Source organism: Micromonospora sp. R77, from assembly GCF_022747945.1.
Classification (GTDB): Bacteria; Actinomycetota; Actinomycetes; order Mycobacteriales; family Micromonosporaceae; genus Micromonospora.
In genome coordinates, this window is sequence record NZ_JALDST010000001.1 from 3,508,052 (window position 1) to 3,526,274 (window position 18,223).

An 18,223-nucleotide genomic window follows, 5' to 3' on the forward strand; every position below is an offset into this window, starting at 1 on the left:
GCGGGTTGGCGCTATGAGCGTAGAGCCGAGCCCCGACGCGCGCAGCCGCGAGGCCGACCCGTCGTGGATCACGGCCCGCAACCGCTGACCCCCTCCCGGGTATCCGTGCAATCCTGGACGGTATCCCGGTGACGCGGTGGCCGATCGCGGCGCGGGATGCGGGATGCGACTGGGAGGCACCGACGTGACCGACGGCTGGGACTGGCGCCGGCCCGGCGGGACCCCGGGACCGGCGGGCGGGCCGGCGCCCGGAACGCCGCCGACGGGCTCGCCGCAGGGCGCCAACCAGGACGACCGCCTCGCCCTGGTGGTCCGACGCGCTCGCCGACCCGTGGCGGGACCCCGACGCGCCCGCCGCCGTGGTGGTGCCGGTGGCCCCCGGTGGCGGTGCCGAACCCGAGCCGGTCAGCGACCCGGACGCGGCCGGCCGCCCCTCACTGCGGCAGGTGGTGCTGGTCTCGCTGATCACCGCGCTGCTCGCCGGATCGCTCGGCAGCGCCCTGACGTACGCCTTCCTGCGCGGCGGTGGCGGCACCACCGTGCTCGGCGCCCGTCCCGCCGAGGCCCCCGCGCTCGCCCAGCGAAAGCCGGAGTCCCTGGCCGGGGTCGCCGAGCGGGTCCTGCCCAGCGTGGTCACCGTCCGGGTGGCGAGCCTCGGCGGCACCAGCGAGGGTTCCGGCTTCATCGTCAGCGGCGACGGGCACGTCATCACCAACGACCACGTGGTGGCCGGCGGCACCGGCAAGGCCACCGTGGTCTTCAACGACGGCAGCACCGCCCCGGCCAACGTGGTCGGGCAGGACCCGGAGTCCGACATCGCGGTGATCAAGGTGTCCCGCGCCGGGCTCAAGCCGGTGGAGTTCGGCGACTCGGACGCGCTCGCCGTGGGCGACCCGGTGCTCGCCATGGGCTCGCCGCTCTCGCTGGCCAACACGGTCACCGCCGGCATCGTCAGCGCCCTGGACCGGACCATGCAGGCCGGCGAGCCGGGCGGCCCGACCCGCTACTACGCGGCCATCCAGACCGACGCCGCGGTCAACCACGGCAACTCCGGCGGCCCGCTGGTCGACGCGGCCGGTCGGGTCGTCGGGGTGAACTCGACGATCAAGTCGCTGGTCGCCGACGGGCAGGAGGCCGGCAACATCGGGCTCGCCTTCGCCATCCCGATCAACCAGGCCAAGCGGGTGACCCAGGACATCATCGGCACCGGCAAGGCCCGCCGTACGGTGTTCGGCGCCCAGGTGGGCGGCCTCGGCACCACGGCCGGCACCGGCGTACGACTCAACGCCGTGGAGCCGTCCGGCCCGGCGGCGGCGGCCGGGTTGAAGACCGGCGACGTGGTGCTGCGTCTCGACGGGCACCCGCTGACCGAGCCCACCGACCTGGTCGCCCTGGTCCGCAAGTACGCGCCCGGCTCGGTGGTGACCGTGGAGTACCGGCGGGGATCGAGCCGGCAGAACGCCTCGGTGACCCTCGCCGCGGACGCGAAGTGAGCACCGGTCACCCCCTCCCGGTGCCCCCTCCCACGTGCGTAGTCTTGCTCTGACAGCCACGAGGAGGCCGGAGTGCTGGACAACCTGAACTGGTGGGAGATCGGGGCGCTGCTGCTCCTGGCGCTGCTGATCTTCGGGGACCGGCTGCCCACCGTGATCAACGACGGTCTCCGGATGGTCCGCAACCTTCGCAACATGGCCCGCAACGCGACCGGCGACCTGAGCCGTGAACTGGGTACGGACATCCAACTGGAGGACCTGCACCCGAAGGCGTTCATCCGGAAGCACCTGCTCAGCGAGGAGGACGAGCAGGCCATCCGGAAGCCGCTGCAGGGCATGTACGACAACCTCCGGGCGGACGTCACCGGCGTGCACAACGAGCTGAAGGACGTCGCCAACGCGGCCGACCTGCGTACCAACGGGTCCCGCCCCGCGACGGCCACCGGCGGCACCGCCCCGGCCCCCGCCCCCCGCCCCAGCTACGACGACGCCACCTGACCCACCCCCACCCGCGCGGCGTGGGCCCCGCCCCGCGCGGCGTGGAAAGCACTGAAACACGGAAAGAGTGGCCTCCCGGCGCGGGGAGGCCACTCTTTCCGTGAAACTGTGCGGATCTTGACCGCGGAGCGCGGGGCGCGGGGTGCGGGCCCGGCCGGGGGAGGGGTCAGCGGCCGGCGGGCTTGAGGCCGAGGGGCTTGCCCAGGAGGGACTCGCGGCGTACGGCGAGGCGGTCGGCGACCTGGTAGAGGGCCTTCGCGGCGGGGGCGTCCGGGTCGGAGAGCACGACCGGGGTGCCGGCGTCGCCGCCCTCGCGCACCCGGGTGTCGAGCGGGATCTGCCCCAGCACCGGCACCTGCGCGCCGATCGTCCGGCTCAGCGACTCGGAGACGGCCGCGCCGCCACCCGCGCCGAAGACCTCCATCCGGGAGCCGTCCGGCAGCTCCAGCCAGGACATGTTCTCGATGACGCCGACCACCCGCTGGTGGGTCTGCAGGGCGATCGCGCCAGCTCGCTCGGCCACCTCGGCGGCGGCGGCCTGCGGGGTGGTGACCACCAGGATCTCCGCGTTGGGCAGCAGCTGGGCCACCGAGATGGCGATGTCGCCGGTGCCCGGCGGCAGGTCGAGCAGGAGCACGTCCAGGTCGCCCCAGTAGACGTCGGCGAGGAACTGCTGCAACGCCCGGTGCAGCATCGGGCCGCGCCACACCACGGCGGCGTTGCCCGGGGTGAACATGCCGATCGAGATCACCTTCACGCCGTGCGCCTGCGGCGGCATGATCATGTCCTCGACCCGGGTGGGGGCGCCGTCCGCGCCGAGCATCCGGGGCACCGAGTGACCGTAGATGTCCGCGTCGACCACACCGACGGAGAGGCCGCGGGCGGCCAGCGCGGCGGCCAGGTTGACCGTGACGCTGGACTTGCCGACGCCGCCCTTGCCGCTGGCGACCGCGTAGACCCGGGTGCGGGAGCCGGGCTGGGCGAACGGGATCACCGGCTCCTGGGAGGCGCCGCCGCCGCGCAGCTTCGACTGGAGTTCCTGGCGCTGCTCGGGGCTCATCACGCCGAACTCGATCTCGACGCCGGTCACCCCGGGCACCGCGGCCACCGCGGCGGTGATGTCGCTGCGCAGCTTGTCCTTCAGCGGGCAGCCGGCCACGGTGAGCAGCAGCTCCACCCGGACCACGCCGTCGTCGCCGAACTCGGCGGAGCGGACCATGCCCAGCTCGGTGATGGGCCGACGGATCTCCGGGTCGTTGACGGTGGCCAGCGCGGCCTGGATCGCGTCGGAGACGGTGCTGACAGGTGCGGACATGCGGGCAATGCTACGTCGGCGGTGATCGGCGAACGCCGCTGACCGGCCCGGTGTGAGCGAATCGATGGGCCGGGCGAGGGGTGCGGACGCCGCCGCCGCTCCGGTCAGCTCTCGACGCGGTCGTCGCGGACGAAGTCGCCGTCCAGCTCGTCGCGGGGCTCGTCGAGCGGCTCCGCGCCGCCACGGGCGGCCCGCTCCTGCTGCCGGCGCTCCAACCGCTGCCGGCGCTGCGCCGCCTCGTCCAGCTCCTCCGCGAGCCGGGCCAGCTCCGAGCGGAGGAAGTCCCGGGTGGCCACCTCGCCCATCGCGATCCGCAGCGCGGCGATCTCCCGGGCGAGGTATTCCGTGTCGGCCTTCTGCATGGTCGCCCGCCGCCGGTCCTCCTCCAGCGACACCCGGTCCCGGTCCGCCTGCCGGTTCTGCGCGAGCAGGATCAGCGGGGCCGCGTAGGACGCCTGCAGGGAGAGGACCAGGGTCAGGAACGTGAAGGTGTACGGGTCGAAGCGCAGGTCCGGCGGGGCCAGGGTGTTCCAGAGGAACCAGGCGCTGATCACCACCGTCATGTAGACGATGAAGTTCGCCGTACCCATGCCCCGGGCGATCCCCTCGGACCAGCGCCCGAACGCCTCCGGATCGAACCGGGGCAGCTTGACGCCCCGGGGCTCGCGCGGCTGGTCCAGCCGCTCGGCCCGTCGCTGGTCAGCCATCCGCGCCGTCCATGGTCTCGTCGGCGGCGGACGGGCCGGCCAGGGCGTCCCGGTCCCGCCAGTCGCGCGGCAGCGAATGGTCCAGCACGTCGTCCACGGTCACCGCGCCGACCAGCCGGTTGCTGCGGTCCACCACCGGCATGGCGACCAGGTCGTACGTGGCCATCCGGCGGGTGATCTCCGGCAGCGGGGTGGCCGGTCGGAGCGGGTCGATGTCGTTGACCACGACCCCGCCGAGCAGGTCGGCCGGCGGCTCGCGGAGCAGTCGCTGGAAGTGCACCATGCCCAGGTAGCGGCCGGTCGGGGTGGTCATCGGGGCGCGGGTGACGAAGACCTGGGCGGCCACCGCGGGGGAGAGCTGCTCCTCGCGGATCCGGGCCAGCGCCTCCGCCACCGTGGCGTCCGGGGGCATGATGACCGGCTCGGAGGTCATCACGCTGCCCGCGGTGCCGGAGGCGTAGCGCAGCAGCTGCCGGACCGGGTCGGCCTCGTTCGGCTCCATGAGGTCGAGCAGCACGTCCTGCTCCGGCGGGGGCAGCTCGTTGAGCAGGTCGGCGGCGTCGTCCGGGTCCATCTCCTCCAGGATGTCGGCGGCGCGTTCCCGGTCCAGCGCGGCCAGGATCTCCACCTGGTCGTGCTCGGGCAGCTCGCTCAGCACGTCGGCGAGGCGCTCGTCGTCCAGGGCCGCGGCGACCTCGTTGCGCCGGGCGTCGGGCAGGTCCTGGAGGGCGTTCGCCAGGTCGGCGGGGCGCATGTCCTCCAGTACGGCCAGCAGGTTCGCCGTACCCCGGTTGTCGGCGATGCCGCTGAGCCCGCGCACCCGGTCCCACTCGACCTGGTGCAGGTGGCCGCGGCGGGTCAGCCGGCCGGTCTGCTCGCGGACCGCGACCCGGCTCAGCGACCACTCGCCGCCCCGGCTGCACTCCATCGCCACGTCGACCACCGCGCCGGGCTGCCCACCCGGGTCGAGCTGCACCCGCCGGTCCAGCAGTTCCTGGAGCACCAGCAGCTCGTTGGGGCGCTTCTCGAACCGGCGCAGATTGAGGGTTCCGCTGCCGAGCACGACCGCGTCCGGTTCGATGGAGGTGATCCGGTTGATGGAGAGGAAGATCCGCCGTCGCATCGGCATCTCGGCGACCAACCCCACCACCTCCGGTGGGCGTTGGGTGGGCCGCAGCCGCGCCACCGCGTCACGGACCCGACCCACCTGGTCACCGTTCGGGTCGAAGACGGCGACTCCGGCGAGCCTGGCTATGTAGACCCGGTTCGGCGTACTCACGCCGACCAGCCTAAGCGCCTACTGTTTATCAACATGTCGACCTTGGCCTACGAGATCGTGGACGTCTTCACCGACCGCCCGTTCGCCGGCAACCCGCTGGCCGTGGTGTTCGGCGCGGAAGGGCTCGCCACCGAGCAGATGCAGGCGCTCGCGCGGGAGTTCAACCTCTCCGAGACGGTGTTCGTGCTGCCACCCACCCAGGTCGGCGCGACATACCGGGCACGGATCTTCACGCCGGCCGAGGAGGTGCCGTTCGCCGGGCACCCGAGCGTGGGGGCGGCGGTCACCGCCGGCCGGCGCGGGCTGTTCGATGTGGGGAACGTCACTCAGGAGTGCGGTGCCGGGGTGCTGCCGATCGAGGTCACCGCCACCGGGGCCACCCTGACCGGCGGCCCGCCCACCCTCGGCCCCGAACTCGACCCGGAGCCGCTGCTGGAGCTGGCCGGTCTCACCGCCGCCGACCACGCCGGCCCGGCACCCCGGGTGGCCGGCTGCGGACTGGAGTTCCCCTACCTGCCCGTGCACCCGGACGCGGTGGCCCGCGCCAAGGTGAACCCGGCGGCCGGGGAGCGGTACGGCGTGCAGCACGTCAGCGTCTTCTCCTGGGAACCCGCCACGCAAACCGCGTACGCCCGGGTCTTCGTGCCGGGGCTCGGGGTGCCCGAGGACCCGGCCACCGGTTCCGCCGCCCTCGGGCTCGGTGTGTGGCTGGTCGCCAGCGGGCTGCTGCCCGGCGAGGGGCACTCCGCGTACACGGTCCACCAGGGCGTCGAGATCCACCGCCCGTCGTTGCTGGCCTGCACGGTGACCGCCGCCGACGGCGCGGTCGTCGGCGCGACCGTGTCCGGCCACGTCATGCCGGTGGCCCGCGGCGAGATCACCGTCCCGCCCTTCATCGGCTGAGGTGTAAGGAGGGGCCCCCTGTTAACGCCTCCAGTAGAGCAGGGGCCCCCTTTTAACAGCCCGTCGGCTCGCCCGCGCGGTCGGGAATGCGGGAGGATGCCGGGGTGACCGACGAGGTGGACGAGCGGGTCAGCGCACCGCTGGTGGACGAGGCGGTGAAGAAGGCCGCCGTCGCGTGGGTGGCGGTGGCCGGCGGGCCGGCGTACGCGCTGTGGTGCCTGCCGTCGGACGGCACGCTGCTGGTGGTGACCGGGCCGGGCGAACAGGCCGCCCCCGGCCTCGCCGATGCCACCGAGGCGCAGGTGACCCTCCGCGGTGACCACGGTGGGCGGATCGTCAGCTGGCCCGCCCGGGTGACCCGGCTGAGCCCCGGCACCGAGGAGTGGGACGCTGCCGCCCCGCTGGTCGCGGCGAAGCGGCTCAACGCCCCCGGGCCCAGCGCCGAGCTGGTGCAGCGGTGGGCGGCCGACGGCTGCGCGCTGAACCGGCTGGCGCCGGCGGGCACCCCGGTCTCCGGTGCCGACCTGCCGGCCGACTCGCAGGCCGAGGAGCCCCGGGACGCTTCCGTCGTCCGCACCACCCGCAAGCCGTTCCGGCTGCACAAGGTTCGCCGCCGCTGACCCGTCCCGAGGTGTTAACAGGGGGCCCCTGCTCTACCGGAGGCGTTAACAGGGGGCCCCTCCTTCTCGCCGGAGGCGAGGGCGAGGAGGTCGGTGAGGGAGTGCAGGGTCGGGCCGGTCCACGAGCGGTCCGCGTTGAAGACCATGTGTTCGGTCAGGTCGGGGGCGACCAGGCGGACGGCCGTCAGGCCGGCCCGCTCCGCGCCGGTCAGTTCCTGGCTGCCGCCGTCACCGACGTAGAGGCAGTCCGCCGGGTCCAGCCCCAACAGCCGGCACGCCGTCAGATAGAGCGCGCGGTCGGGTTTGCAGCGGCCCACCTGGACCGAGAAGACCCGTACGTCGAGCAGCGGGGCGACCGCCAGCTGCGGCAGGAACGCCGGCAGCTCGTGGGTGCAGTCGCTGATCAGTCCGGTGCGTACGCCCCGCTGGCGCAGCGCGGCCAGCACCGGCACCGCCTCGGCCCGCAGCCGGGTGTCCGCGCGGACGGCCCGGTGCCGGGAGGCGACGGCGGCACGTACCGCCCCGTCGGTCGGGTGCACGCCGGCCTGGGCGCAGACCCAGCGCAGGGTCGCCTCGGCGTTGCCGAGCGCACCGGTGGCCCGCTGGTAGTAGGTGCGGTCGAGCACCTCGGTGAAGGTGTCGGCGGGGCAGCCGAGCAGTTCGGCGGTGGACCGGTGGGCCGGGCCGCGCTGGACGGAACGCGTCAACGTGCCGAAGAAGTCGAAGAGCACGGCCTGGAACCTGGGCATGGGGGAGCGCCTCCGGACGTCGAGGGGAGGGATCGCCGGCGCGGACGGCGATGATCGTAACGGAACGCTGACGTACCGTGGCGTGTGAGGATTGCTCTCCGTGTCCTCCGCCCCGCACCGTCCGCCCCTGGACCCGCTGACCGCCGGCGTCGTGGTGCTCGCCGTCGTGGCCGTCTCGTCGTCCGCCCCGCTGATCGCCTTCGCCGCCGCGCCCGCCCTCGCCATCGCCTGCTGGCGGAACCTGCTCTCGGTCGCCGTGCTCGGCCCCTTCTCGCTGGCCCGGCGGCGGGCCGAGTTCCGCGCGCTGACCGTGGGCGCCGGCCGCCGGGAGGGCCTCTACTGCGTACTCTCCGGGGTCGCGCTGGCCGCGCACTTCGCCACCTGGATGCCGAGCGCGCAGCTCACCTCGGTCGCGGCGGCCACCGCGCTGGGCGCCACCCAGCCGGTGTGGCAGGGGTTGATCGCCGGCTGGCAGGGTCGGCGGCTGCCGGTGGCGGTCTGGGCCGGCATCGCCGTGGCGGTCCTCGGCGCGGTGCTGGCCACCGGTGCGGACTTCGGCGCCTCCGGCCGGGCCTTCGCCGGTGACCTGCTGGCCGTGACCGGCGGGATGTTCGCGGCGGTCTACACCGCCTTCGGGGAGCGCGCCCGCGCCACCATCAGCACCACCACCTACACCACCATCTGCTACGGGGTCTGCGCGGCGATCCTGCTGGTGGTCTGCCTGGCCGGCGGCGTACGCCTGCACGGCTACGACCGGAACACCTGGCTGGCGATCCTCGGGCTGGTGGTCGGCGCCCAGCTGCTCGGTCACTCGATGTTCAACTACGCGCTGCGTCGGATCTCCGCCACCACGGTCAGCGTGCTCATCCTGCTGGAGGCCCCCGGCGCCGCCCTGATCGCCTGGGCCTGGCTCGGTCAACTGCCCCGCACCCTGGCCGTGCCCGGCCTGGCGCTCCTGCTGGCCGGCGTCGCCGTCGTCGTCCTGGCCGGCGCCCGCACCACCCGCCGCCCCACCCCCGTCCCCATCCCCGCCGACTGACCGTTGCCGCCCCCGCGACCGCAGGAACGCGCCCTCTTTCCCGGAAAGAGTCGCCATTCCGCCGCCGGAGCCGCCGCTTTCCGTGAAAGTGCGAGGGGAGGGGGTGGGCATGGCGCGGGAGGAGGGGGGTGGCGGGGAGGCGCAGGGCGGGACGGTCGTGACGCCGTCGGCGGAGTTCCCGCCGCTGGCCGAGGCGGAGTTGGCCACGCTGCGCGGGATCGGTGCGCGGTGGCGGCCGGGGGGCCGGCCGGGCGAGCTGCCGGTCGATCCGACCCTGGGGCGGTACCGGCGACGGCCGCCGAGCCGCTTCGGCCGCCTCGCCCCGATCGAGCTGTTCAAGGTCGAGGAGCCCGACGAACTGGTCGCCACCGAGCCGGCCAACCTGCCCGGCTCCCGGTGGGGTCGCGCGGTGACCCGGCTGAGGCGGGCGCTGTTCGGCCCGCCGCTGTCCAGCGCCGCGGTGCTCTACGAGCGGATGCGCAAGCTGGTGGCCCTGCCGATCCTCTCCTCCGACCTGCTCAGCTCGGTCGCGTACGGGCCGGAGGCGATGCTCAGCGTGCTGGTGCTGGCCGGCAGCGGTTCGCTGGGGCTGTCGCTGCCGCTGGCCGCCGCACTGGTGGTGCTGATGATCGCGGTGGGGTTGTCGTACCGGCAGACCATCCCGGCGTACCCGCACGGGGCGGGGTCGTACATCGTGGCGGGGGACAACCTGGGTGTCACCCCGGGACTGGCGGCGGCGGCCGGGCTGATGCTCGACTATGTGCTGACCGTGTCGGTGTCGGTGGCCGCCGGGGTGCACGCGGTCACCTCGGCACTTCCGGGGTTGACGTGGGCCACCGTGCCGCTCGGGGTGCTGGTGATCGCCGTGCTGCTCGCCGGGAACCTGCGCGGGGTCCGTACCGCCGGCAACATCTTCGTGCTCCCCACGTACGCCTTCGTCGTCGCGGTCCTCGCGGTGCTCGCGGTCGGATACCTGCGGGCGGCGGGTCGGGGTTTCGCGCCGGTGCCGCCGCCGACGGTGCCGGCCGCCGAGGGCGTCGGGCTGCTGCTGGTGCTGCGGGCGTTCGCGTCGGGTGCGGTGTCGATGACCGGTATCGAGGCGGTGTCCAACGCGGTGCCGGCGTTCCGGCCGACCGAGTGGCGCAACGCCCGCACCACGCTCGGCTGGATGGTCACCATGCTGGTGGTGCTCTTCGCCGGGCTGACCGTGCTGATCCACCTGGCCGGACTGGTGCCCCGACCGGACGAGACCGTCCTGTCCCAACTCGGTCGGCTCACCTTCCCGACCGGCCCCTGGTACGCCCTGCTCCAGGTCACCACCGCGCTGATCCTGCTGCTGGCCGCGAACACGGCGTTCAACGACTTTCCCCGGCTGCTCTTCTTCATGGCCCGCGACGGGCATGCGCCCCGCCGGTTCCTGCACATGGGGGACCGGCTGGCGTTCAGCAACGGGCTGGTGGCCCTCGCGGTCGCGGCGACGGTCGTCTTCGTCGCCTTCGGCGGGCACACCGAGGCACTGATCCCGCTCTACGCGGTCGGGGTGTTCCTCGCGTTCACCCTCTCGCAGGCCGGCATGGTGGTGCACTGGCGGCGCCGCCGCGGGCGGGGCTGGCGGCACCGGCTGGTCCTCAACGCGCTCGGCGCCACCCTCTCCGGCCTGGTGCTGCTGACGGCCGCGGTCGCCAAGTTCACCGAGGGAGCCTGGGTGGTGGTGGTCGCGGTGCCGCTGCTGGTGCTGCTCTTCCACCGGATCCACCGGCACTACGCCACCCTGCACCGGGCGCTGGCGCTGCACCGCCCGCCGGCCGCCGGGGCCGGGCCGGCGCCGACGGGTGCCGGGCCCGCCGAGGGTGAGGAGCTGCCCCAACAGGTACGCCACCTGGTGGTGGTGCCGGTCGCCCGGCTGAACCGGGCGTCGCTGCGCGCCCTGGCGTACGCGGCGTCGCTGGGGCAGCCGACGTTGGCCGTGCACATCGCTCCGGAGGAGGCCGAGGCGGACCGGTTCCGGGAGCAGTGGCGGGCCTGGGGTGACCAGGTGCGGTTGGAGACGATCGTGTCGCCGTACCGGGCGGTGATCGGGCCGCTGGCGCACTATCTGGAGGCGCTGCACGCCTCCCGGCCGGAGCTGACGCTGACCGTGATCGTGCCGGAGGTGGTGCTGCGCCGCCGCCGGCACCGGCCGCTGCACAGCCGGGCCGAGCAGCGGCTGCGGACGGCGCTGCGACCCCTGCCCGGGGTGGTGGTCACCAGCGTGCCGGTGCACATCGCCGAGTGAGGGTCACAGGTACGCCGCGAAGTGCTCCGTCACCAGCTCCGCGACCGTCTCGGCGTCCTGCTCCCCGTCCACCTCGATGACCCGGATGCCGAGGTCGTGGGCGCGGGCCACGGCGTCGGCGGCGACCAGTTCGTCGCGGGCGAGGCGGTTGCGCAGCGCCCGGTCGGGGTCGGTCACCCCCGGGTGCCGGGCGGTCGCGCGGGGCAGCCGCCCCAGCTGGTACGCCCGGAACTCCGGCGTCGGCACCAGCACCACCATCTGCTTGGTCGACTCCACCACCGGGGCGACCAGTTCGGGTCGCAGCCCCCAGCCTTCGGCGACCACCCGCCGGCCGGCGACCAGCGCGCTCAGGTCGTCCAGCACCCAGGCGAAGCGGCGCGGGAAGCCGGCGAGGGTCTCGGCGGCCATCCGGCGCGGGTCGGTGTGCACCCAGACCGTGTCCGGTCGGGACCGGCGGGCGGGTCCCCGAGCCGGACCCGGTCGGCGACCCGCCGGTCCTCGTGGCCCCGGGCGTCGTGCCGGTCGTAGAGGTAGGCGGTCAGCCCGTGCCGCAGGGCCAGGGTGACGGCGAGGGTGGTCTTGCCGGCCCACTGCGCGCCGCCGATCCACAGGGCGCGGCGGGCGGTGGCCAGGGGATCGAAGTCCATGCGTCGAGCCTGGGGCCTCCCGCTCACAAGATCAAGTCTTGTTTCCCCTGCCCAGCCGTGATGAAGTAACGGTGAGAGGGTCAGCCGTCGGTGACCTCCAGGACCCGGGTGACCGGGGCGTCGTCGCCGAGCGCGGCGCGCAGCGCGGCCCGCTCCGGGTCGACCAGGAACGACTCGTAGCCGGCCCGGCTGGCGAACCGGATCACGTGCACCTCGCCGCTTCCGTCGCCGGTACGCAGCCGCCGCTCCAGCCGTCCGCCGTGCCGCCCGAGCAGGGCCAGCACCGCGTCCTCGTACCGCCGGCCGGCCTCGACCGCGCGGAACTCGACCAGCGCGACCAGTCGGACCACGGCGGCCGGGTCGTCGACCAGCGACTTCCAGAAGTGGTGGTCGACGTGGCCGCCGGGGATGCCGTCCCGGATGCCGGTGTCGCCGTAGCCGTGCCGCCGGTAGAAGTCCGGCGCCTGGAAGGAGAACGACGACACGGAGATCTCGGTGCAGCCGCGCGCCCGGGCCTCCTCCTCGGCGGCCCGCAGCAGCCGGCCGCCCCAGCCCTCGTGGCGCCGGTCGGCGCGCACCCAGATCATGTTGATCCCGGCCCGGGCGCCCCAGGTCCAGCCGGTCAGCCCGCCGACCAGCTCCCCGTCGGCGTCGGCCACCCGCACCGACAGGTCGGCCTCGTCGTCCGCGCCGGTCGCCGCGTTGTTGAACGCGGTCAGTTCGCGCTCCAGGCGGGCGGAGAGTTCCGCGTCCTCGCCGCCGACCCGCAGGGCGGGTGCCGTGTCGTCGTTCCCCGTCGTCATGCGGGGGAGTATCGCAGCGCCCCGGACGCCCGGGGCACCGCAATACCGGTCAGCCGTCGATGCCGACGGCCTTGGCGCTGGCCGTCCAGAGCCGGGCGGCGAGCCGGGGGTCGCTCGCCTTCGGCCGCGGCCGGGTCAGCCGCCGATCGGCGTAGTAGCCGCCGTCCACCAGCCGGGCCGGGTCCTGGCGGGCGAGCCAGACCAGCGTCTCCGCGCCCTTCTCCGGGCTGCGGAACGGCAGCAGCCGCATGCCGAGGGCGACCAGCCGGCTGTCGTTGCCGAACCGGGTCCGCACCACGCCGGGATGGAAGGAGTACGCCGGTACGTCCGGCCAGCGCCGGGCCGCCTCGGCGGTGAAGAGGATGTTCGCCTGCTTGCTGGTCCCGTACGCGCGCATCGGGCGGTAGCGGCGCAGCGACGCGTTGAGGTCGTCCGGGTCGAGCACGCCGCTGCGGTGCGCGCCGGAGGCGGTGACCACCAGCCGCCCGATCCGGTCGGCGAGCAGGTTGCTCAGCAGGAACGGGGCCAGGTGGTTGGCCTGCATGCTGAGTTCGAACCCGTCGACCGTGGTGACCGGTTGGAGCACGATCGCGCCGGCGTTGTTGGCCAGCACGTCGATCCGGTCGTACGTCGAACGCAGCTGCTCGGCGAGCCGCCGGACGTCGTCGAGGACCGCGAAGTCGGACCGGAACAGCTCCGGCCGCTCGCCGCAGGACTCGCGGACCCGGTCCCCGGCCGACTGCAGGCGCGCCGGGTCCCGGCCGACCAGCACCACCCGGTCACCCCGGCGGGCGAGGTCGACGGCGGCGGCCAGGCCGATGCCGGAGCTGGCCCCGGTCACCACCACGGTCCGACGCCCAGTGAGATCTTCCACAGGTCCATTCACCCCGGTCACGGCACGAGGTTACCGTGTGGTCACTACGACCTTTGGGATCGTTAAGTCCCGTCTTTCATTCCAGGCGGCGTCGGCGTGCCCGCCGGACGCTGGAAGGAGCGCATCCATGGCCGCTGTCGGTCGCCCCCGCCGGTCCTGCCTCGCGGTACCCGGTTCCAGCGTCAAGATGCTCGGCAAGGCCCAGGGCCTCCCCGCCGACCAGGTCTTCCTCGACCTGGAGGACGCGGTGGCCCCGCTGGCGAAGCCGGACGCCCGCAAGAACATCGTCGCCACGCTGAACGAGGGCGACTGGGCCGGCAAGACCCGGGTGGTCCGGGTCAACGACCTGACCACGCCGTGGACCTACCGGGACGTGATCGAGGTGGTCGAGGGCGCCGGCGCCAACCTGGACTGCATCATGCTGCCCAAGGTGCAGAACGCCGAGCAGGTGCACTGGCTGGACCTGCTGCTCACCCAGATCGAGAAGACCCTCGGCCTGGAGGTCGGCCGGATCGGCATCGAGGCGCAGATCGAGAACGCCGCCGGCCTGGTCAACGTCGACGCGATCGCCGGCGCCTCGCCGCGGGTGGAGACCATCATCTTCGGCCCGGCCGACTTCATGGCCTCGATCAACATGAAGTCGCTGGTGGTCGGCGCGTTGATCCCCGACTACCCGGGCGACCCCTACCACTACATCCTGATGCGGATCCTGATGGCCGCCCGGATGCACGACAAGCAGGCCATCGACGGCCCGTTCCTGCAGATCCGGGACGTCGACGCGTTCCGCGAGGTGGCGAAGCGTTCCGCGGCGCTGGGCTTCGACGGCAAGTGGGTGCTGCACCCGGGCCAGATCGACGCGGCGAACGAGGTCTACTCGCCGGCCCAGGCCGACTACGACCACGCCGAGCTGATCCTCGACGCGTACGACTTCTACACCTCGGAGGCGGGCGGCAGGCTCGGCGCGGTGATGCTCGGCGACGAGATGATCGACGAGGCGTCCCGAAAGATGGCCCTGGTCATCGCCGCGAAGGGTCGGGCGGCGGGGATGACCCGTACGTCCACCTTCACGCCGCCGGCCGAGTAGCCGGCACCACCCCGGTGCGCCGCCGGGCCGTCCCGTCCATCGGGACGGCCCGTTCGCGTCAGTAACCGGTGCTGTCGTAGCTGGACGTGTCCTGGTTGGCGATCCAGACGAAGAAGATCACGATCGCGATGGTCGCCAGCACCGCGATCACGGTGGTGATCCAGCCGACGATGATGCCCGCCGTGGCGAAGCCCTCGCCGCTCTCGCCGCGCTCCCGGATCTGCTTGCGCGACACGTGACCGAGGATCGCGCCGACGAGACCGATGTAGCCGCCGAGGCCGTAGCCGCAGAGCCCGAGCGCGCCGACGATCGAGACGATCATCGCGGCGATGGCGAGGCCGTTCTGCGGCGGGGCCACCTGATAGCCCGGCGGGTACGCCGCGGGCGGGTAACCGCCGGCACCGTACGGGTCGACGGTGGGCTGCGGTGACTCGAACTTGTAGCCGGCGTACGGGTCGGCCGAGGTCGGCTGGCTCGGGATCGGGGCGGCCAGGGTCGGGTCGGCCGGCGGGCCCGACTGCGGGCCGGGTGCGTACGGGTCCTGCCAACCACCGGACGGCGGGGGATAACTCATCGGGTTCATCTCCGTTGGGTGCGGGTGCGCCGTCAGGGTAGCCAGGCAGGGGCAAATCCGAGCACCCCCTTTCCGGGTGCCGCGTTGCCCGGCGGGTCCCCAACGGGCAGGATCTCGGCATGGCACTTGACGCGCGCGGCGGCCGATCGAGACGGGACGTGAGCCGTCCGGGGCTGGTCCGGCGCAGCCGGGGCACCGCCTCCCCGGGCCCCGCCGACACCGACCAGCCGGCACCGCTGGCCGAGCCGGTCACCATGCGGCTCGACGGCCGGGTGGCGTTGGTCACCGGAGCCGGCAGCGCGGACGGCATCGGATACGCGACCGCCCGCCGGCTGGCCGACCTGGGTGCCCGGGTGGCCATCGTCTCCACCACCCGCCGGATCCACGAGCGGGCCGGTGAGCTGGGGGTGACCGGTTTCGTCGCCGACCTGACGGACGAGTCCGAGGTGGGCGCGCTGGCCGACGCGGTGACCGATCAGCTCGGCGACGTCGAGGTGCTGGTCAACAACGCCGGCCTGGCCAGCCGGGCCAGCCCGGAGGTGCTGCGGCCGGTGGCCCAGCTCAGCTACGACGAGTGGCGCGGTGAGATCGACCGGAACCTGACCACCGCGTTCCTGTGCAGCCGGGCGTTCATCAGCGGGATGGCGGAGCGGGGCTGGGGTCGGATCGTCAACCTGTCGGCCACCGCCGGCCCGGTCAACGCGCTGCCGACCGAGGCCGCGTACGCGGCGGCGAAGGCGGGCGTGGTCGGGCTGACCCGGGCGCTGGCGATGGAGATGATCGCGGACGGGGTGACCGTCAACGCGGTCGCGCCCGGCACCATCTACACGGCGGCCTCGACGATGGCCGAGCTCAAGCAGGGCCTCGGTACGCCGGTGGGTCGGCCGGGCACCCCCGACGAGGTGGCCGCCGCCATCGCCTTCCTCTGCTCGCCGGCCGCCTCCTACATCACCGGCCAGATGCTCGTGGTGGACGGCGGCAACAGCGTGCGGGAGGCCGAGTTCCGCTGAGGCTCAGTTGTAGGAGCCGCCCCCGTCGGAGTTCGCCCAGAACGCGAAGGCGATCCAGCCGCAGCAGGCGAGCAGGCCGAGCGCGGTGAAGACGTAGCTGAGGATCAGGCCCCAGGTGGCGAGCTGGGCGCCCTCCTCGCCGGTCTGTCGGATCTGCCGTTTCGCCAGGTGGCCGCAGACGATGCCGGCCGGGGCGAACACGAACGCGAGCACCAGCGACAGGATGGCGAGCACGTTCGGTCCGCCGCGCGGTCGGGGCCCCTCGCCGGGCGGCCCGTACTGCCCGTACGGCGGCTGCGGGGCGTACGACGGCTGCTGTCCCCACTGCGGCTGCTGCTGGCCGTACTGCTGCTGTTCGCCGTACGACGGCGGCTCGTAGGACGGCCCGTAGGGCGGCGGCTCGTACGGCGACGGTGGCTGCTCCGGCTCGCCGCCAGGTGGTTGGCTCACCTCTGTCCGCCCCCTTCCGCCCAGCTCAACGGCCCTCTCTCTTGCGGACGCTACCCGCAGCGGTGAACCTTTTCACAGCGGTTGTGTGGACTGGTCACCTTGGCGCGGCAGGCCCGGGGACAGATACTGACCGAGCGTTCAGTTACCCACGAGTAATGCGCCGATCCCCCGGAGGCTGAGATGGCCCGACTCGCCCAGACGCCCGGCCTGACCGACGTGCAGCGGTCGATCCTGGAAACCGTCCGGGAGTTCGCGGACAAGGAGATCATCCCGCACGCCCAGCGGCTGGAGCACGCCGACGAGTACCCGACCGACATCCTCGACGGGATGCGCGAGATGGGGCTCTTCGGTCTGACCATCGACGAGGAGTACGGCGGCCTCGGCGAGTCCCTGCTGACGTACGCCCTGGTGGTCGAGGAGCTCTCCCGGGGCTGGATGTCGATCTCCGGCATCGTCAACACCCACTTCATCGTGGCGTACCTGATCTCCCAGCACGGCTCGGCGGAGCAGAAGTCCCGGCTGCTGCCGAGGATGGCCACCGGCGAGGTGCGCGGCGCCTTCTCCATGTCGGAGCCGGAGTGCGGCTCGGACGTCTCGGCGATCAAGTCGAAGGCGGTCCGCGACGGCGACAACTACGTGCTCAACGGGCAGAAGATGTGGCTGACCAACGGGGCGTACTCGTCGGTGGTGGCGACCCTGGTCAAGACCGAGACCGGCGCCGACTCGGTCTACGGCAACATGAGCACGTTCCTGCTGGAGAAGGAGCCCGGCTTCGGCGAGACCGCCCCCGGCCTGACCATCCCCGGCAAGATCGACAAGATGGGCTACAAGGGCGTCGAGACCACCGAGATGGTCCTCGACGGGGTCACCGTCCCCGACTCGGCCGTCCTCGGCGGCGCGGACAAGGTGGGGCGCGGCTTCTACCAGATGATGGACGGGATCGAGGTCGGCCGGGTCAACGTGGCCGCCCGCGCCTGCGGCATCTCCATCCGCGCCTTCGAGCTGGCCGTCGCGTACGCCCAGCAGCGCCGCACCTTCGGCCAGCCCCTCGCCAAGCACCAGGCCATCGCCTTCAAGCTGGCCGAGATGGGCACCAAGATCGAGGCCGCGCACTCGCTCATGGTCAACGCCGCCCGGCTCAAGGACGCCGGCCAGCGCAACGACGTCGAGGCCGGCATGGCCAAGCTGCTCGCCTCGGAGTACTGCGCCGAGGTGGTCCAGGAGGCGTTCCGCATCCACGGCGGCTACGGCTACTCCAAGGAGTACGAGATCGAGCGGCTGATGCGGGAGGCCCCGTTCCTGCTGATCGGCGAGGGCACCTCGGAGATCCAGAAGACCATCATCTCCCGCGGCCTCCTCAAGCAGTACAAGCTCTGACCCCCCGCGCTTCCGGGGTTGATCAAGAAGTTTGCGTCGGATCCGAGCGCCCGGCTGACGCAAACTTCTTGATCAACGGGCCGTGTGGGGGCCGGTGAGGCCGGCGGCGGCGCGTTCCACCACGAGGCAGCGGTCCTCGACGTAGTCGATGCCGGCGTCCTCGGCGATCCGGCGGGCCTCCGCCGAGAAGATGCCGAGCTGCAACCACACCGCCGGCGCACCGATCGCCACCGCCTGCCGGACCACCTCCACCGCGTCCCGCGCGGGGCGGAACACGTCGACCAGGTCCACCGGGTGCGGGATGTCGGCCAGCGACGGGTACGCCCGCTCGCCGAACAACTCGTCCACCGTCGGGTTGACCGGGATGATCCGCCAGCCGTGGCGCTGCATCTCCAGGGGCACCTGGTGTGCGGCCTTGCCCGGGTCGCGGGACGCACCCACGACGGCGATCACGGTGGAGTCGGCGAGGATCTGCTGGGCGGAACGCATCAACCGAGCCTAACCCCGCAGCTCAGCCGGCACCCGG

The 18,223-nt window shown here is 73.2% G+C and carries 19 protein-coding genes and 1 pseudogene; 9 read left to right on the forward strand and 11 right to left on the reverse strand.

Translation table 11 applies throughout. The annotated features are described in order from the left end of the window. Nucleotides 1–184 precede the first annotated feature (184 nt). Together MRQ36_RS16460 and MRQ36_RS16465 are read left to right on the forward strand one after the other, a co-directional pair. Nucleotides 185–1,493: pseudogene (locus tag MRQ36_RS16460) on the forward strand (S1C family serine protease). A 72-nt stretch (nt 1,494–1,565) separates the two neighbouring features. After that, nucleotides 1,566–1,991 carry a preprotein translocase subunit TatB gene (locus MRQ36_RS16465; RefSeq protein ID WP_242796547.1) on the forward strand — a complete coding sequence of 142 codons (426 nt, stop codon included), beginning with the start codon at nt 1,566–1,568 and terminating at the stop codon, nt 1,989–1,991. Nucleotides 1,992–2,157: 166 nt separating this feature from the next. On the opposite strand, the gene MRQ36_RS16470 is transcribed toward MRQ36_RS16465, so the two are convergent. From MRQ36_RS16470 to MRQ36_RS16480, 3 genes are all read right to left on the reverse strand, one after another. Beyond that, complete coding sequence (locus MRQ36_RS16470) at nt 2,158–3,306, reverse strand: Mrp/NBP35 family ATP-binding protein (RefSeq protein WP_242796549.1); 1,149 nt, start codon at nt 3,304–3,306, stop codon at nt 2,158–2,160. Nucleotides 3,307–3,410: 104 nt separating this feature from the next. Next, nucleotides 3,411–4,013 (reverse strand): DUF1003 domain-containing protein, encoded by a 603-nt coding sequence (locus tag MRQ36_RS16475; protein ID WP_242796551.1) that lies wholly within the window; start codon nt 4,011–4,013, stop codon nt 3,411–3,413. Then, nucleotides 4,006–5,292 carry a magnesium transporter MgtE N-terminal domain-containing protein gene (locus tag MRQ36_RS16480; RefSeq protein WP_242796554.1) on the reverse strand — a complete coding sequence of 429 codons (1,287 nt, stop codon included), beginning with the start codon at nt 5,290–5,292 and terminating at the stop codon, nt 4,006–4,008. Before MRQ36_RS16480 ends, MRQ36_RS16475 begins: the two co-directional genes overlap by 8 nt. 33 nt (nt 5,293–5,325) lie before the next feature. Here MRQ36_RS16480 and MRQ36_RS16485 point away from each other — a divergent pair, with 33 nt between their 5' ends. Beyond that, a complete protein-coding gene (locus MRQ36_RS16485) occupies nt 5,326–6,195 on the forward strand; it encodes a PhzF family phenazine biosynthesis protein (protein WP_242796556.1) in 870 nt (289 codons plus the stop codon). Nucleotides 6,196–6,281: 86 nt separating this feature from the next. Further along, on the forward strand, nt 6,282–6,815 hold the full coding sequence (locus tag MRQ36_RS16490) for a hypothetical protein (protein ID WP_242796558.1): 534 nt from the start codon (nt 6,282–6,284) through the stop codon (nt 6,813–6,815). Nucleotides 6,816–6,829: 14 nt separating this feature from the next. On the opposite strand, the gene MRQ36_RS16495 is transcribed toward MRQ36_RS16490, so the two are convergent. Then, on the reverse strand, nt 6,830–7,564 hold the full coding sequence (locus MRQ36_RS16495; RefSeq protein WP_242796559.1) for an HAD family hydrolase: 735 nt from the start codon (nt 7,562–7,564) through the stop codon (nt 6,830–6,832). Between the two features lie 100 nt (nt 7,565–7,664). Between MRQ36_RS16495 and MRQ36_RS16500 the strand changes: the two genes are divergently transcribed. Continuing rightward, complete coding sequence (locus MRQ36_RS16500; RefSeq protein WP_242796560.1) at nt 7,665–8,603, forward strand: DMT family transporter; 939 nt, start codon at nt 7,665–7,667, stop codon at nt 8,601–8,603. 109 nt (nt 8,604–8,712) lie between these two features. Then, nucleotides 8,713–10,878, forward strand: coding sequence for an APC family permease (locus tag MRQ36_RS16505; RefSeq protein WP_242796561.1), 2,166 nt, complete (start codon nt 8,713–8,715; stop codon nt 10,876–10,878). A gap of 3 nt (nt 10,879–10,881) precedes the next feature. Here the strand turns inward: MRQ36_RS16505 and MRQ36_RS16510 are convergent, their stop codons facing one another. From MRQ36_RS16510 to MRQ36_RS16525, 4 genes are all read right to left on the reverse strand, one after another. Then, nucleotides 10,882–11,286, reverse strand: a complete 405-nt coding sequence (locus MRQ36_RS16510) for a hypothetical protein (protein ID WP_242796562.1) — start codon at nt 11,284–11,286, stop codon at nt 10,882–10,884. Next, nucleotides 11,226–11,525 carry a hypothetical protein gene (locus tag MRQ36_RS16515; RefSeq protein WP_242796563.1) on the reverse strand — a complete coding sequence of 100 codons (300 nt, stop codon included), beginning with the start codon at nt 11,523–11,525 and terminating at the stop codon, nt 11,226–11,228. Before MRQ36_RS16515 ends, MRQ36_RS16510 begins: the two co-directional genes overlap by 61 nt. An 80-nt stretch (nt 11,526–11,605) precedes the next feature. Further along, entirely contained in the window at nt 11,606–12,328 is a 723-nt protein-coding gene (locus MRQ36_RS16520) for a GNAT family N-acetyltransferase (protein ID WP_242796564.1), read from the reverse strand. A gap of 49 nt (nt 12,329–12,377) precedes the next feature. Next, nucleotides 12,378–13,202 (reverse strand): SDR family NAD(P)-dependent oxidoreductase, encoded by an 825-nt coding sequence (locus MRQ36_RS16525; RefSeq protein WP_242796565.1) that lies wholly within the window; start codon nt 13,200–13,202, stop codon nt 12,378–12,380. 127 nt (nt 13,203–13,329) lie between these two features. Between MRQ36_RS16525 and MRQ36_RS16530 the strand changes: the two genes are divergently transcribed. Beyond that, nucleotides 13,330–14,286, forward strand: a complete 957-nt coding sequence (locus MRQ36_RS16530) for a CoA ester lyase (protein WP_242796567.1) — start codon at nt 13,330–13,332, stop codon at nt 14,284–14,286. Between the two features lie 58 nt (nt 14,287–14,344). Here MRQ36_RS16530 and MRQ36_RS16535 read toward each other — a convergent pair whose 3' ends face one another. Continuing rightward, nucleotides 14,345–14,860 (reverse strand): DUF4190 domain-containing protein, encoded by a 516-nt coding sequence (locus MRQ36_RS16535; protein ID WP_242796569.1) that lies wholly within the window; start codon nt 14,858–14,860, stop codon nt 14,345–14,347. A gap of 119 nt (nt 14,861–14,979) precedes the next feature. On the opposite strand from MRQ36_RS16535, the gene MRQ36_RS16540 reads away from it, so the two are divergent. After that, nucleotides 14,980–15,870 carry an SDR family NAD(P)-dependent oxidoreductase gene (locus MRQ36_RS16540; RefSeq protein ID WP_242796571.1) on the forward strand — a complete coding sequence of 297 codons (891 nt, stop codon included), beginning with the start codon at nt 14,980–14,982 and terminating at the stop codon, nt 15,868–15,870. Between the two features lie 3 nt (nt 15,871–15,873). Here MRQ36_RS16540 and MRQ36_RS16545 read toward each other — a convergent pair whose 3' ends face one another. Next, complete coding sequence (locus MRQ36_RS16545; RefSeq protein WP_242796573.1) at nt 15,874–16,320, reverse strand: DUF4190 domain-containing protein; 447 nt, start codon at nt 16,318–16,320, stop codon at nt 15,874–15,876. Nucleotides 16,321–16,500: 180 nt separating this feature from the next. On the opposite strand from MRQ36_RS16545, the gene MRQ36_RS16550 reads away from it, so the two are divergent. Then, a complete protein-coding gene (locus tag MRQ36_RS16550; RefSeq protein WP_242796575.1) occupies nt 16,501–17,697 on the forward strand; it encodes an acyl-CoA dehydrogenase family protein in 1,197 nt (398 codons plus the stop codon). A 72-nt stretch (nt 17,698–17,769) separates the two neighbouring features. Here MRQ36_RS16550 and MRQ36_RS16555 read toward each other — a convergent pair whose 3' ends face one another. Beyond that, on the reverse strand, nt 17,770–18,186 hold the full coding sequence (locus MRQ36_RS16555) for a CoA-binding protein (protein WP_242796577.1): 417 nt from the start codon (nt 18,184–18,186) through the stop codon (nt 17,770–17,772). Nucleotides 18,187–18,223: the final 37 nt, after the last annotated feature.